Consider the following 14,424-nt stretch of genomic DNA (forward strand, 5'->3'; position numbering starts at 1 on the left):
GACGCGCTTGCTAACTGGCGCTTCCTAACTTGAGTATAATGACATTGCTACAAACTGCTGCCTCATTGCAACAATTTTTTTTGCAAGAGGCCAATAAATAATCAATTCATCGCTAAATGGGGAATTACCGCTTCGCTTTACGGTGAAATTATTTATTACAAATAAAATGGTTAGATTATGAATAATATTATATTTATATAATAATCGCAGCCGGACAATTCTCATTTTCACTGCGGTCGGCCAAGACTTTAACCATAAGTTAAACATTTCTTAACTGAGTTGCACTTAGTTGCAACTTTAGCGATAGTGTTGCATCTATTGTTCAGCAGGGTGTCAGCATGGCAAGCACGACGATGGGGGTTAAACTGGATGAGGCGGCCAGGGAACGGATAAAACTGGCGGCCCAACGCATTGATCGTACTCCGCACTGGTTAATAAAACAGGCCATTTTCCGCTACCTTGAGGTATTGGAGCGCGACGGCGCCATGCCGGATAATGATGCCGACAGCGCCGCCGCTGAGATAGCCGACAGCGAAAATATCGTCGACCTTGGCTTGGAAGCGGCGCCTCGCCCTTTCCTAGATTTTGCTCAGGACATTCTGCCCCAGTCCATATTGCGCGCCGCCGTCACCGCGGCGTGGCGGCGGCCCGAACCCGATACGGTCCCGCTACTGCTTGAGCAGGCCCGCCAGCCGGCTCCCCAGGCGCAGGCCGTAAACCGGCTGGCCGCGCGGCTGGCCGAAACGCTGCGCACGCAAAAAAGCGGCACCGGCCGGGCCGGGATGGTACAACATTTATTGCAGCAATTTTCCCTGTCGTCACAAGAGGGGGTAGCGCTGATGTGCCTGGCGGAGGCGTTGCTGCGTATCCCTGACAAAGCCACCCGCGATGCGCTGATCCGAGACAAAATCAGCCAGGGCAACTGGCAGGCCCATGTCGGCCGCAGCCAGTCGATGTTCGTCAATGCCGCTACCTGGGGCCTGCTGTTTACCGGCCGTTTGGTCTCCACCCATAACGAAGCCAGCCTTACACGGTCTTTGAACCGTATCATCGGCAAAAGCGGCGAACCGCTGATACGCAAAGGGGTGGATATGGCCATGCGGCTGATGGGGGAACAGTTCGTTACCGGCGAAAATATCGGCGAGGCGCTGGCCAATGCCCGCCGGCTAGAGCAAAAAGGCTTTCGCTATTCGTATGATATGCTGGGGGAAGCCGCCCTGACCGATGCCGACGCGCAGACGTATATGGTCTCGTATCAGCAGGCCATTGACGCCATCGGCAAAGCCTCCAACGGCCGAGGAATCTATGAAGGACCGGGCATCTCCATCAAGCTGTCGGCGCTGCATCCCCGTTACAGCCGCGCTCAATACGGGCGGGTAATGGAGGAACTCTACCCGCGCCTGCTGGCGCTAACCCTGCTGGCGCGGCATTATGATGTCGGCATCAATATCGATGCCGAAGAAGCCGATCGGCTGGAGCTTTCCCTCGATTTGCTCGCCAAACTCTGTTTTGAGCCGGCGCTGGCGGGTTGGAACGGTGTGGGTTTTGTGATCCAGGCCTACCAGAAGCGCTGCCCCTGGGTTATCGATGAATTGGTGGATCTGGCCAAAAGAAGCCGCCGCCGACTGATGATCCGGCTGGTCAAGGGCGCCTATTGGGACAGTGAAATCAAACGCGCCCAGCTTGACGGGCTAGAGGGCTACCCGGTATTTACCCGCAAGGCTTACACCGATATTTCCTATCTGGCCTGCGCGCGCCGTTTGCTGGCGGTGCCGCAATATATTTATCCACAGTTCGCCACCCATAACGCACAAACCCTGGCGGCGATATATTACGCTGCCGGACAGAATTATTACCCTGGCCAGTATGAGTTCCAGTGCCTGCACGGCATGGGCGAACCCTTGTACGACCTGGTGGTGGGCAACGCCACCGAGGACAAGCTAAACCGTCCCTGCCGCATCTATGCGCCGGTGGGTACCCATGAAACCCTGCTGGCCTATCTGGTGCGCCGATTGTTGGAAAACGGCGCCAACAGTTCTTTTGTCAATCGTATCGCTGATCCCGCCATTCCCCTGGACCAACTGATTGCCGACCCGGTGGAGGACGTGGTCCGGCTGGGGGAGCAGGAGGGCTGTATCGGTCTGCCGCACCCGGCCATTCCCCTGCCCCGCCATCTCTATGGCGCGGATAGGCTCAATGCCGCCGGTCTCGACCTGGCCAATGAACACCGTCTGGCGTCCCTCTCCAGCGGCCTGCTTAACAGCGGTCAGCGGCTGTGGCTGGCCGAACCGGTCATCGCCGGCGGATTGCCCAATGACCCGGCGGCTAACCAGCCTGTTTTTCCGGCCGTTCACGACAGTCCCGATACCCCGCTAATCGTCCCGGCGGAGGGACTGCCCAGGGGTGAATCCCGTCCGATCGTGAATCCCGCCGACCGCCGCGACCGGGTAGGCATTTGCCGCGACGCCACCGAGAGCGAGGTGCGCCGCGCCATAGACGCTGCGCTGCATTATGCCCCTATGTGGGCGTCCACGCCGGCCAATGAGCGGGGGGCAATCCTGGAGCGGGCGGCGGCGCTGATGGAGACGCGGATGCAGACGCTGATGGGCTTACTGGTACGCGAGGCCGGTAAAAACCTGGCCAATGCGGTTGGCGAAGTACGGGAAGCGGTGGATTTTCTCCGTTATTACGCCGGCCAGATTCAGTGCATCGACGACGGCGATCTAAGGCCATTGGGCCCGGTGGCCTGTATCAGTCCGTGGAATTTTCCACTGTCGATATTTATCGGCCAGGTTTCGGCGGCGCTGGCGGCCGGTAATACCGTGCTGGCCAAACCGGCGGAACAGACACCGCTGATTGCCGCCCAGGCCGTCGCGCTGCTGCTGGAAGCCGGAGTGCCTCCCGGCGCGGTGCAGCTGTTGCCCGGCGACGGAGAAACCGTCGGCGCGGCCCTGGTGGCGGACTCAAGGATACGCGGCGTCTTGTTTACCGGGTCCACAACCGTGGCGGCCGCCATTAATAAAACCCTGGCAACCCGCTTGAATCCCCACGGACGCACGGTGCCGCTGATTGCCGAGACCGGCGGGCTTAACGCCATGGTCGTGGACTCCTCCGCCCTTACCGAGCAGGTGGTGACCGATATTATCGCCTCGGCCTTTGACAGCGCCGGCCAGCGCTGTTCGGCGCTGCGGTTGCTGTGTCTACAGGAAGAGGTGGCCGAACGCACTCTCACCATGCTGCGGGGCGCCATGGCGGAGTGCGTACTGGGGGATCCCCGCCGCCTCTCCACCGATATCGGGCCGGTCATTGATTTGTCAGCCAAACGGTTGATTGAAGATCATATTGCCGCCATGGGCGAGGCCGGGCATCCTGTGTGGCAGGCTCCTCGGGACGATGCCGATACGCAGGCGGCCCCACTGCCTGAGAAACTTGAAGCGGGCACCTTTGTGCCGCCGACGCTGATCGAACTGGACCATGTCGGCCAACTGGATAAAGAAATCTTTGGTCCGGTGCTGCACGTGGTGCGCTACCGGCGCAGCGATTTGGCCCGGTTAATGGGCCAAATCAATGACAGCGGCTACGGGCTTACCCTGGGGTTGCATACCCGCATTGATGAGACCATCGAGCAGGTGGTGTCGCTGGCGCGGGTGGGCAATGTTTATATCAACCGCAATATGGTAGGCGCCGTGGTGGGCGTACAACCCTTCGGCGGCGAAGGCCTTTCCGGCACCGGTCCCAAAGCCGGCGGTCCCCTTTATCTTTATCGCCTGCTGTCCCACCGCCCGATAGACTGCCCACCGGCATCGCTGCGGGTGCTGGATAACGGCCCGGCGGCGGTGCAGCCGATGGAAGAACTCACGCCGGCGCTCCGGGCGCTGGCGGTTTGGGCGGAGGAAGAGTACGGCGCCGAGCGGGCCGCTCTGTTCCGTCGTTTCGGCACGCTGTCCCAGGCCGGGACAACGCGTCTGTTGACCGGCCCCACCGGAGAGCAGAATGCCTATCGCCTGCTGCCCAGGGAGCGGGTGCTGTGTCTGGCGGAAGACGATACGGACCTGTTGACCCAACTGGCCGCTGTGTTCGCCATGGACGCCACCGCGCTGTGGGCCGATACGCCGGCGGCGCGTTTATTGTTCAACGCCCTGCCATTGCCTGTCCGGCAAAAAATCCTGTTCAATCCGGACTGGGCCGCCGCCGCCGAACCCATACATGCGGTACTGTTTCACGGCGATTCGGATAAACTGCTTACCCTGTGCGGCGCTGTGGCCCGGCGCCCCGGCCCCATCATTCAGGTGCACGGTTACGCCCGGGGCGACACGGCCATTCTGCTGGAGCCGCTGCTGATTGAGCGTTCGGTGAGCGTGAACACCGCCGCCGCCGGCGGCAATACCAGCCTGATGACGTTGGGGTAGGGATTTTAAGCGGCATCGGCGCGGTTTCATCGTGACAGGTTCGTTGCACGACCGGCGATCGCGGGCCTACCGTGCCATGGGGCGCTCCGGCAGGCGGAAAAACCACGCCTGCTTCGACCCCATTGGCGCGGTCTCCCTTTAACACACATTCGTTGCGCGACCGGCGATCGCGGGCCTACCGTGCCATGGGGCGCTCCGGCAGGCGGTAAAACCACGCCTGCTTCGACCCCATTGGCGCGGTCTCCCTTTAACACGCTAGATTTAAGCCTCGGCGCTGTTCGACTGAATGAATATTTCGCAGCGGGTCCGGAAGGGAAGGATTATTTTCCCTGCATATCAGAAACTGCGTTGCCAATCCAGATATTGGTTATATTTTCGCAGCGCTATGCGATAATTGCTTTGCCCGGCATCGGGCACTTCGTCGATAAGGTTTTGCGGTCCGCTCGGGCGCTCAAACTTATCATGGGGATAATTCCTTGCCGCCAGTATTTCATCCAGGCGCCGCAGGCGAACCACATATTCGCGAATAGTGCTGTGGCTCATTGCCGTCTGCTCAAATAGATATTGTTTGAAAGCTTTGATGTCGAAATAATTTGGCTCGGCATGGCAGGATATTACGCTGCAAAACCGGCATAATGCCATGAGTTCTTTATTCAGATTGTGCCAGACCTGATCGTCAATCAGTTGATCCATGCCGGCGATGGCTTCTTTATTGATGATCTGCCCGCGAAATACCAGGGTCATGCGGTCCAACGGCTTGCCGCATTGGCAGCAGTGCGTTTGGCTATGCTTGAAATCTTTTAAATAACGGCTCAGCGGCCGCTTTTTTTCCACTTTGGCTAACATAGTGTTTTCCCTAGTGCTGATAATAGAGCTAATAAATAGCGATGTTAAAGAGTGTTGGTAAGGGTGTATAAACTAAAACCGTCCAGGTAAGAATGCGGTTAGATATCGCTGTCTAATCGCGACCTTAAACGTTTAATTGCCTGACTGTGCAATTGGCTTACCCTCGATTCGCCCACTTCCAAGACCGCACCGATCTCTTTCAGATTCAGTTCTTCCTGGTAATAAAGCACCAACACCATTTTTTCTCTTTCAGGTAATGCGTCTATGGCTTCTATTACACGTTCGCGTAACTTGCCTTCCATTAATACATTAAGCGGATTGGCTTCTTCGTGCCCCGGCAGTAAATTATCGACGCTGTCGCCATGATCTTCACACCATTCATCATAGGAGAAGAGCTGGCTATTATTGGTATCCAATAATATCTGCCGGTACTCCTGCAGCGAAATATTCAGCGTCTGAGCCACTTCCTGTTCCGAGGCGGACCGGCCCAATTGCTGCTCGGCCTGATGGATGGCCTGTGCGACTTCCCGCGCATGGCGCCGCACGCTGCGCGGCACCCAGTCCCGGCTGCGCAGTTCATCAAGCATCGCGCCGCGGATGCGTTGTACCGCATAGGTGGTAAAGGCCGTTCCCTGCAGGGAATCGTACCGTTCCACCGCGCTCAACAAGCCGATTCCCCCGGCCTGCAATAAATCGTCCAGCTCTACGCTGGCGGGAAGCCTGACCTGTAATCGCAGGGCCTCGTGACGGACCAGGGGGATATAGCGCTGCCAAAGGGTCTGCTTATCGATTACGCCCGCGGCAGTATACAAATCGCTCACCATGCCTCACCCTACATTGATCCCGTTATCGATGTTATTATCCCTTCACCGTGCCGGATCAATCGTCGGAATAGTCACTCAATTACCCTCTATTTACACCTTGTCACCCAACCGCAGTGAAAGCCGACGATGAGATAACGCTTTCTTTGCATTCAAAAAAAGTAAATATAAAAGCACGCTTTTAGCTAAAAACCCCGACGAAGCGGGGTTTGAGTTAGCATGACCAAAAAGCGTTTGAGCCGTTTATTATTTCAACAGCGATAATACGGTTTGCGGAATCTGGTTAGCCTGGGCCAATACAGCGGTACCGGCCTGTTGCAGAATCTGCGCCTTGCTCATGGCGGAGACTTCTGTCGCATAGTCGGCATCTTGAATTTGTGACTGTGCGCTGCTCAGGTTGGTGGTGGTGTTGCTAATGTTATCGATGGTAGAATCCAGACGGTTCTGGATAGCACCCAGGTTGGAACGCATGGTATCCACTTCGGAGATAGCCTGGTCCAGGGTGGCCAACGGATCCGAGGAAGCCGGATTGGAGATGGCTTTGGTGGAATCGGCGGTTACCGTGGCCACACCGGTGGTATTGTCGATGGACACGGTGGCGGCGTAGTCATTGCCCTGTGCATCCTGCACATAATAATTGCCGTCGCTGTCTTCAGTCAGCGTGCCGCCGGTGAGGGCGGAGCTGTTATTGCCGCTCATATCTGTGATATTGATGGCGGAAACATCGGTGCCATCGATAGTGCTGGCGGAAGTGCTTACCGTAAATTTGGTGGGAGCGGTGGCGTCATCGACAGTACCGGCAGTTTCATTACCCATGGTGATGGTGGTGCTGGTAGTGCCGCCTGATGTACTCTGCGAGACGCCCGCAACGCTGTAGAGGCCGTTTTTGGTAGCGACATAATAGTTATTGTCACCGTCTTGCACTAATGTGCCGCCAGAAATGGTTTTACCCGATGCATCCTTAAAGGTTAAGGCAGAGCCTGATGCGATCGATGTCGTGGTCCCGCCGGCAGTCAAGGTGACGGCCGAAGTAGTGGCGCCGGCAGCGCTCAGATCAGTGAGGCTTTTATCGCTATTGGCTGTAAAATCAAGGCCGTCAAGCTTCCCGCTGGTGGCATCGCCGACCGTAATGGTTGAACCATCGCTGCTAATGCCTGTGGCTTTATACATGGTGGTATCGCCATCAGTATCAGATGTTGTCACATAATAATTATTATCAGCGTCTTTTACCAAAGTGCCAGTGACGGCATTACCGGAAGCGTCTGTAAATGACACCGAGCTGCTGAGTGTGGCTGTGGTACCGCCTATGCTAACTGAACCAGCAGTCACCGCAGTGGGAGACGTAGTACCAGCCAAGCTTACATCGCCAACGCTCCCCGCCTGCACAGTGGTGGTTTGACCCTGAGTTCCGTTCACATTAAATGTGCCCAGGCCCAAAGTCTGGGAATCTACCTGCTTCAAATTGATGCTGATGGTCTGGCCGTCATCGGCGCCCACCTGGATATTCAGGGTTTTGTTATCACTCAGCACCTTGACGCCGTTAAAGTCGGTTTGCTGGGAGATACGGTCGACTTCAGCCAGACGCTGAGTGATTTCATCCTGTATGGATTGCAGGTCGCTGGCGGAGTTGGTGCCGGTTTGCGCCTGGGTGGTCAGGGTACGGATGGCCTGTAAGTTGTCATTGATTTCATCCAGCGCGCCTTCAGTGGTTTGCGCCAGGGAGATACCGTCGTTGGCATTGCTTGAGGCCTGGGTCAATCCATTGATATTCGAGGTAAAGCGGTTGGCGATGGCTTCGCCGGCGGCGTCATCCTTGGCGCTGTTGATACGCAGGCCCGACGATAAACTTTCGATGGCGTTGCCCAGCGCGGACTGCGATTTGGCCAGATTGTTTTGCGCAATCAACGAAATGGTATTTGTGTTAATAAACTCTGCCATGGCAATGTTCCTTTTAAAGAAGCGTCAAAACTGAAGTAATAAATTCAGGCACTTATGCCGCAAGGCCTGCATGCCCGTCCCCCCTTGTATCGGCGAACCCAAGGCAACCTTTAGCTAAAATCATAAATTTTGATTTTGACCCTTAAAAAACCAATAGGTGGAATTACCCTAACAACAGCGGTTTTTTTCCTGCCTTTGCCACATAAAAAATCCGATAAACTTCCTGCCTTCCTTGCCGATAACTGCTGTGCTTATCATGCATGCATAAAGAGGGAACAAAATGACAGCAGCCATCACTTCATTAGGTGTCGGATCGGGTTTGGATCTCAGCAGTCTGCTGACGTCGTTGCAGACCAACGAAGAAGAAGCTCTGACACCGATAACCACGAAACAAACCGCCGAGAATACCAAACTTACCGCTTACGGCACGCTCGCCAGCGCGCTTGAGTCCTTCAACACCGCCTCAGCCGCGCTGGCGGACCCGACGCTCTATACTCAGCAGGTCGCCAGCACCAATGACGATTTCACCGCCACGGTAGGCACCGGTGCCACCAGCGGCAACTACAGTATCGATATTTCGCAGCTGGCACAGGCGCAATCCCTGGTGAGCGGACAAACGTTTTCCAGCATTTCCACCCAGTTAGGCACCACCGGCGCCACCGATCGCAGCTTATCCATTCAGGTAGGCACCGGCGCCGCGGTTAACATCAGCCTGTCCGATAGCCAAACCAGTATGTCCGGCCTGATAAGCGCCATTAACGGTGCCAACGCCGGCGTCACCGCCAGCTATGTGCAATCCGGCGACAGCGGCTATCAATTGGTGATCACCTCCAACGCCTCCGGCGCCAGCTCAAATATCAATATGAGCGTCAGCGGCGACGATACCCTGAATGCCATTCTCGGCTACAGTTCCAGCGCTGATGTGACTTCCAGCACGGGGACCAGTGCCACCGCCACCACCGGCACCGGTTCCGGCATGACGCAGACCGTGGCCGGGCAAGATGCCTTGTTGACGGTTAACGGCGTGTCCATCGATCGCAGCAGCAACACCATCAGCAATGTGCCCCAAGGCGTAACCTTGACGCTGAATTCCACCACTTCCTCGACGCAGACCCTGAATTTACGCCTAAGCGTTACCGACGCCGACTCCGCTATTGACGATTGGGTCAGCGCTTACAATAGCCTGCTGACCACCTTTAATACCTTGGGCCAATACACCGCGGTGACCGCCGGGCAGACACAGTCTTCCACCAACGGTCCGTTATTGGGCGATAGCGTGCTGGATTCGGTAGAAAATCAGGTTAAGAGCGCACTGACTACCGCCCAGTCTAGTTCCACCTTTAAAGTGCTATCCCAATTAGGCATCACCCAAGACGTTTCCACCGGCGAATTATCCACGGATGAAACCACGCTGGTGGACAGCCTCACCAACAATACCAGTCAGGTGTCGGCCTTTTTCGTCGGGGACGGCAAGACCACCGGTCTGGCCACCCAACTGGTGAATATCACCAATGACTTTACCGGCACCAGCGGAGTCATCAGCGGGGCCGAAGCCGGCGTCAACAGCGTACTGACCGATCTTGGCAAGCAATACACCCAGGTCCAGGACAAAATCACGTCCGATATTGCCCGTTACCAAACACAGTTCACCAATCTGGACGTGCTGATGTCCTCGTTGCAGCAGACCAGTAACTTTCTGACGCAGCAGTTTGACAGTTCAAGCAGTTCCAGCACCTCCTTAGGCACCAGCAGCACCAGCAGTTGATATGCCATAGTTGCGATAGCGGGAAAAACAAAAGGAATTTCGTATGTATGGTTCACAAGCCTACGCCACTGTCGGCTTAGAAAGCGGAGTGATGAGCGCCAATCCGCATAAATTGATTACGCTGTTATTCGACGGGGCGCTTAGCGCCCTGGCTAAGGCGGATATCTATATCCAACAGAACAATACCATCGCCAAAGGCAAGGCCATCACCCATGCCATCAATATCATTAATAACGGCTTGAAGCTGGGTTTGGATATCGAGAACGGTGGGGAACTGAGCCGAAATCTTTCTGGTCTTTACGATTATTTCGTTCGTAAATTGATCCGGGTTAATCGGGATAATGACCGTGAGCTCCTTCAACAAATCCGTCAATTGTTAAGCGAAATCGCCGATGCATGGAAAGAAATCGCTCCGGGAAGCCCCGTTAAATCCTAACAATAAGAAGGATTTAGCGAGATTAGACATGTTACACTGCTGATAATGGTTATCCCAATATATTGAGACGTGTGATGAAAGTCGCGAGTGAATGAGCAGGAATAACCCACTTTTTGTGTTAAATACCTTTTAGGATAGCCATGATGGATGCTTGCCCCTCCCTTTTAGCTCATTATCAGCAAATACTTCTATTAAGTGAAAACATGCTGTTAATGGCTCGTCAATCAGAATGGGATAACCTGGTCTATATCGAAGAAAAATATGTACATGCTGTAGCGAAGATTTCCGAATTGAATGTCAAACAAGAGGACCCGCTTTCCGGCGCGACGCAGGACGAAATTACTCTGATATTGCGTCAACTGCTGGATAATGAAAAGGAGATTAATCAATTATTACAGGCGCGTCTAAACCAGTTACGCAATCTCATTGGCCAATCTAATCGCCAGCAAAAGATCAACTCCACTTATCACAAATTTTCAGATAGAACTTCCATGTTGCCGGGTGAAATAAAAAAATAACCTCATGCATAACTGGTTAAAAATCCTGCAGCCCAGTATGAGAAGTTGGTCTGAATGCCTATATCAAACAGTGATGCCTACTCATTCAGCAGGCATCACTCCCCGATTAATGCCGGCGCAAAGGCAATCCCTTCGTTGATCCACAGAACTTCATTTTGAAACGTCATGTGGAAATCCTGGGCCCATTACTTGATAGAGCGCGTATGGAATGCTCTTAAAAGCAGCCCCCGCCCCGCCTATTCAAGAAAACATACAAATTTTCGCCTATATTTAAATGGGTTCCATATATAGAAGGAAATTAACCATGTTCGATAAAGCCAAAAATAAAGCGGAAGAAGTGACCGGCAAAGGTCAGGAAACACTGGGCAAGGCCACCGGCGACAGCGCTATGACGCTGGAAGGAAAAGTGCGCAAACAGGCGGCGAAGGCTTGCTACAGCGTTAATGATTACATTGATTCCATCAAAGCCAAAACTTCAGAGGACCCGATACCGGCATTGTTGATTGCCGGCGGTGTGGGTTTCTTGCTGGCAAAAATCTTCCGGGCTCGCCATCATTAGAAAAATCAGCCTGAGCAATAACCGGACTGATAAGCTGCTGTCGGCCAGGTCAGATTGACAACAGGCCGATGGCTAAGCCGATGAAAAACCGCCTGGCCTCGTCGGATTCTTTTTCCTGTTCGCCGGTCAGGTAAGCCAGAAGATTGCCTAGCTGAATGTTGACCCCTTGCCGGTGCAGCTCCATTATCGCCTGACCGATGATCTGGCTTAAGGTTTCATGGCTATGCTGCAACGCTTGTCCGGGTATGCCCATTATCGCCTCCCAATCATTCCTGCCCACTTTACCGTCCCTTTATGACAGAAAAATGAAGACGCTCTTCGTTCAATGCGCCGGCTAAAGACACGACGGCGCCGCTGGATACGTTAACGGCATAGACCGCCCTCGTCCCTGTGGCGAGGCGACCCGGACACCATGCGCATTGGGGCATTGGGGCATTGGGCAAATATTTATTTGCTAATACAATAATGAGACAACCTTAAAAATTTTCATAAGGTTATGCCTATTTTAAGTGACTTCCAACCGCATCGAAGCGGTTAATTTAGCGTAAGCGAAGCGGCTAATAAATTTACCATGTCAAAATTTAATTTGCCGCTTCGCTATTTAATAAAATCAAGATTAATGAACGAATATAATGGTTTGAATTGAAATGAAAATATTAATGACATACACAATCGCCGCTAAAAATAATTAACATTTACGGCTGAGATTAATCCTAAACGATAGCTTTTTATTGCGAGACATCCCAACCTCTTCTAATATTTAAAAGGTGAAAAGCATTAATATATTTTATGCTTTATCACATAATAGCTTTATATTTCCATCTAGGTATCTTAAATGATGCCATTTATAATTATCAATTTCTCAATAGCATCATCAACTAGAGCAGGAGTTTATCATGACAGAACATCGCGGTGGTTCAGGTAACTTTGCCGAAAATAAAGAGAAAGCATCAAGCGCGGGCCAGAAAGGCGGCCAGCACAGCGGCGGCAATTTCAAAAACGATCCTGAACGAGCTTCCGAAGCCGGCAAGAAAGGCGGGCAGCATAGCGGGGGCAACTTCAAGAATGACCCTGAAAAAGCGTCGGAAGCCGGTAGAAAGGGCGGTGAACACAGCCATGGCGGCGGCCGCAGCTCTTGAATAACCTTTTGATATAAAGCCACCGGTTATTATTGCCGGTGGTTTTGTATTTCATCATCTTTTTCCCGTCAGAACACCTTAAAAGATAATTATTTATTTTCTAGGCTTAGGACTTATGGCATAAATCCACACTGGCATTGGTTGCTGAAAGACATTGATTCAATGCCTTAAGTGAATCATCCTTGCTATTATGAACGATACGGATAGATTGCCTCGGAATGCCGTCATCGCTTTCATTCAAATTACCGCTAAAGAGAATCCAATCATTTTTTAAGTGGAATTTATTCACCGTAATGACGCCGGCTTTTTCATCGGCTTTATCGTAATCCACTCCGCTATCGATAAGCTTTTGATTTGTTTTATCGAAAAAATTATTGATATCGATATCTCTCTTGGTAGCGATATTTTTTTCCTTTGCCACGTAGATTTCCCATTTACTTTTTATTGCGTTACCCCAAATGCTCTTTTTTTGGTTCGGGGCATAATATACATTAGATAATTGCCGGAACATCGTTGATTGATCGGCAGGTATTTCATTTCTATTCAGCAATACCTCAATAGAATCAGCCCCGGTCCTGGAGGCGATTTCGGCGATGGCGATGGATGTCGCCGCCCACTCCATCCTGTTCCCGCCGGTAACGCCCGCTTCGATTTTCACCAGCCGGTGATTATCCTTGAAGGCGTTATTGAGGGTAATATGTTCAATGACGAAAGGCAGGGATTTGGCGGGTTTTGGGACGCTTGACTTGCAAGAAGATGAAGCGCAATTAGCCGTATTCAAGAATTTATTTACCGCGGCCTTTGCCGGCTTCGCCTGCGCCGGCGGGTTAACAGCGGGCATGGCAGGGGCTGTTGTCTCCTCCCCGCCGCTATTGAGGTAGGCCACCACGCCAAAAAAAATCACCGCAACCAAAGTGACTATGGGTTTCAATTCATTCATCTTCATAACACAAAGTCCGTATTCAACACTGCGTCACATCCTAGCACTGACGGATCGCAAAGGGATGCAATTGATCACTGATTTTTTATCGAGATACCTGCATGCTCGAAGCAGCCTAAGGTCAATTTTGATTCAACATAAGGAGATTGTTATGAAGTTGGAAAATGAAGCTGCTTACGAGCTGGCAAAATCGTATGTTCTAACACAGAATTTGTCGACTCATCATGTGTTCTTCCGTACTTTTATGGAGGTGTATGAGGATTACGACAAATGGCTAAGCACGGGTGACCCAAAAGCAGCGGAATTGAAAGATAAGCCGGGATCTCAAGTGATTAAAACACATCCACTAAACTTAATGGGGCGTTAAGAGAAACTCTGGCGAGCATCAAGCGGTTGCTCGCCGAATTATCCCCCGGTAGCCGCCTCGCACGGAGCGCTTTGTGCCGGCGGGGCTCAATTCCCAACGTTATCGTCTTAGGCCCCCCAGCGAAATATGCGATGATTTAACTCATATTAATCATAGCGTTGATACTATTATACCGACATATTCATTATATCCTGATAAGCGGCAACCAGTTTGTTGCGCACCTGTACGCCGGTTTGCAGGGAAATGGAAGATTTCTGCATATCCACCATCACGTCATTCAGTCCCAGCGGCGAGTTGCCGGTGGTGTAGGCTTGCGATTCCATGGTGGCCTTGTTTTGCGAATCGCTGATATTATCCAGCGCCGCGCTGAGCTGATCGGCGAAGCTGCCGCCGGTCACCGGTGTATCGCCGGCGTTGCCCGCCGCCTGGGACGCCGCGCGATGCAGCTGCTGTACCGCTGATTCAATGCCTGGAATAGCCATATGATCCCCCTAGATTTTTTTACGATAAGCTACCTTACCAGAAGCCTAAATCGGCTAACGGGCTAAATAACGCTAAAAAACCCGGTTATTTCAGCCATCGAATGCCTCACTAAAAGCAAATAATGACATCCACATAAATCCAGAACCGCCGGCAACGCCCGATAAGCACAAGCATGGAGAGTGTTTTGTTATTAGCCATTAAGC

Annotated in this window: 13 protein-coding genes; 7 read left to right on the forward strand and 6 right to left on the reverse strand. The window is 52.8% G+C overall.

Translation table 11 applies throughout. The features are described from left to right. Positions 1 to 338: 338 nt before the first annotated feature. Positions 339 to 4,409 (forward strand): trifunctional transcriptional regulator/proline dehydrogenase/L-glutamate gamma-semialdehyde dehydrogenase, encoded by a 4,071-nt coding sequence (gene putA / locus ACL2XJ_RS24000; protein WP_413724743.1) that lies wholly within the window; start codon positions 339 to 341, stop codon positions 4,407 to 4,409. Positions 4,410 to 4,745: 336 nt separating this feature from the next. On the opposite strand, the gene fliZ is transcribed toward putA, so the two are convergent. From fliZ to ACL2XJ_RS24015, 3 genes are all read right to left on the reverse strand, one after another. Then, positions 4,746 to 5,255, reverse strand: a complete 510-nt coding sequence (fliZ, locus tag ACL2XJ_RS24005; protein ID WP_132921252.1) for a flagella biosynthesis regulatory protein FliZ — start codon at positions 5,253 to 5,255, stop codon at positions 4,746 to 4,748. 98 nt (positions 5,256 to 5,353) lie between these two features. Continuing rightward, the gene (locus ACL2XJ_RS24010) at positions 5,354 to 6,076 is read right to left on the reverse strand and encodes an RNA polymerase sigma factor FliA (RefSeq protein ID WP_413726955.1); all 723 of its coding nucleotides are present in this window, start codon (positions 6,074 to 6,076) and stop codon (positions 5,354 to 5,356) included. Positions 6,077 to 6,322: 246 nt separating this feature from the next. Further along, the gene (locus ACL2XJ_RS24015; RefSeq protein ID WP_413724744.1) at positions 6,323 to 8,014 is read right to left on the reverse strand and encodes a flagellin; all 1,692 of its coding nucleotides are present in this window, start codon (positions 8,012 to 8,014) and stop codon (positions 6,323 to 6,325) included. 280 nt (positions 8,015 to 8,294) lie between these two features. Here ACL2XJ_RS24015 and fliD point away from each other — a divergent pair, with 280 nt between their 5' ends. The 4 genes from fliD to ACL2XJ_RS24035 all read left to right on the forward strand — a co-directional run bounded on the left by fliD (position 8,295) and on the right by ACL2XJ_RS24035 (position 11,292). After that, entirely contained in the window at positions 8,295 to 9,779 is a 1,485-nt protein-coding gene (gene fliD / locus ACL2XJ_RS24020; RefSeq protein WP_413724745.1) for a flagellar filament capping protein FliD, read from the forward strand. 43 nt (positions 9,780 to 9,822) lie between these two features. Continuing rightward, on the forward strand, positions 9,823 to 10,215 hold the full coding sequence (gene fliS / locus ACL2XJ_RS24025; RefSeq protein WP_413724746.1) for a flagellar export chaperone FliS: 393 nt from the start codon (positions 9,823 to 9,825) through the stop codon (positions 10,213 to 10,215). Positions 10,216 to 10,355: 140 nt separating this feature from the next. Beyond that, positions 10,356 to 10,733 (forward strand): flagellar protein FliT, encoded by a 378-nt coding sequence (gene fliT, locus ACL2XJ_RS24030; protein ID WP_413724747.1) that lies wholly within the window; start codon positions 10,356 to 10,358, stop codon positions 10,731 to 10,733. A 304-nt stretch (positions 10,734 to 11,037) separates the two neighbouring features. Then, positions 11,038 to 11,292, forward strand: a complete 255-nt coding sequence (locus ACL2XJ_RS24035) for a CsbD family protein (protein WP_413724748.1) — start codon at positions 11,038 to 11,040, stop codon at positions 11,290 to 11,292. Between the two features lie 49 nt (positions 11,293 to 11,341). Here the strand turns inward: ACL2XJ_RS24035 and ACL2XJ_RS24040 are convergent, their stop codons facing one another. Then, positions 11,342 to 11,572, reverse strand: coding sequence for a hypothetical protein (locus ACL2XJ_RS24040; protein ID WP_413724749.1), 231 nt, complete (start codon positions 11,570 to 11,572; stop codon positions 11,342 to 11,344). A gap of 616 nt (positions 11,573 to 12,188) precedes the next feature. On the opposite strand from ACL2XJ_RS24040, the gene ACL2XJ_RS24045 reads away from it, so the two are divergent. Further along, on the forward strand, positions 12,189 to 12,431 hold the full coding sequence (locus ACL2XJ_RS24045; protein WP_132921246.1) for a general stress protein: 243 nt from the start codon (positions 12,189 to 12,191) through the stop codon (positions 12,429 to 12,431). Positions 12,432 to 12,537: 106 nt separating this feature from the next. On the opposite strand, the gene ACL2XJ_RS24050 is transcribed toward ACL2XJ_RS24045, so the two are convergent. After that, complete coding sequence (locus ACL2XJ_RS24050; protein ID WP_413724750.1) at positions 12,538 to 13,377, reverse strand: hypothetical protein; 840 nt, start codon at positions 13,375 to 13,377, stop codon at positions 12,538 to 12,540. A gap of 145 nt (positions 13,378 to 13,522) precedes the next feature. On the opposite strand from ACL2XJ_RS24050, the gene ACL2XJ_RS24055 reads away from it, so the two are divergent. Continuing rightward, the gene (locus ACL2XJ_RS24055; protein WP_413724751.1) at positions 13,523 to 13,738 is read left to right on the forward strand and encodes a hypothetical protein; all 216 of its coding nucleotides are present in this window, start codon (positions 13,523 to 13,525) and stop codon (positions 13,736 to 13,738) included. 167 nt (positions 13,739 to 13,905) lie between these two features. On the opposite strand, the gene fliE is transcribed toward ACL2XJ_RS24055, so the two are convergent. Further along, entirely contained in the window at positions 13,906 to 14,220 is a 315-nt protein-coding gene (fliE, locus tag ACL2XJ_RS24060; RefSeq protein WP_413724752.1) for a flagellar hook-basal body complex protein FliE, read from the reverse strand. Between the last annotated feature and the right edge of the window lie 204 nt (positions 14,221 to 14,424).

Source organism: Sodalis sp. RH16, assembly GCF_047324245.1.
Classification (GTDB): Bacteria; Pseudomonadota; Gammaproteobacteria; order Enterobacterales; family Enterobacteriaceae; genus Acerihabitans; species Acerihabitans ligni.

Coding starts and splice junctions, on each gene's coding strand:
- ACL2XJ_RS24045 (WP_132921246.1), top strand. CDS start 12,189: ATGACAGAACATCGCGGTGGTTCAGGTAACTTTGCCGAAAATAAAGAG.
- fliS (WP_413724746.1), top strand. CDS start 9,823: ATGTATGGTTCACAAGCCTACGCCACTGTCGGCTTAGAAAGCGGAGTG.
- ACL2XJ_RS24035 (WP_413724748.1), top strand. CDS start 11,038: ATGTTCGATAAAGCCAAAAATAAAGCGGAAGAAGTGACCGGCAAAGGT.
- ACL2XJ_RS24050 (WP_413724750.1), bottom strand. CDS start 13,377: ATGAAGATGAATGAATTGAAACCCATAGTCACTTTGGTTGCGGTGATT.
- ACL2XJ_RS24015 (WP_413724744.1), bottom strand. CDS start 8,014: ATGGCAGAGTTTATTAACACAAATACCATTTCGTTGATTGCGCAAAAC.
- fliD (WP_413724745.1), top strand. CDS start 8,295: ATGACAGCAGCCATCACTTCATTAGGTGTCGGATCGGGTTTGGATCTC.
- putA (WP_413724743.1), top strand. CDS start 339: ATGGCAAGCACGACGATGGGGGTTAAACTGGATGAGGCGGCCAGGGAA.
- ACL2XJ_RS24055 (WP_413724751.1), top strand. CDS start 13,523: ATGAAGTTGGAAAATGAAGCTGCTTACGAGCTGGCAAAATCGTATGTT.
- fliE (WP_413724752.1), bottom strand. CDS start 14,220: ATGGCTATTCCAGGCATTGAATCAGCGGTACAGCAGCTGCATCGCGCG.
- fliZ (WP_132921252.1), bottom strand. CDS start 5,255: ATGTTAGCCAAAGTGGAAAAAAAGCGGCCGCTGAGCCGTTATTTAAAA.
- fliT (WP_413724747.1), top strand. CDS start 10,356: ATGATGGATGCTTGCCCCTCCCTTTTAGCTCATTATCAGCAAATACTT.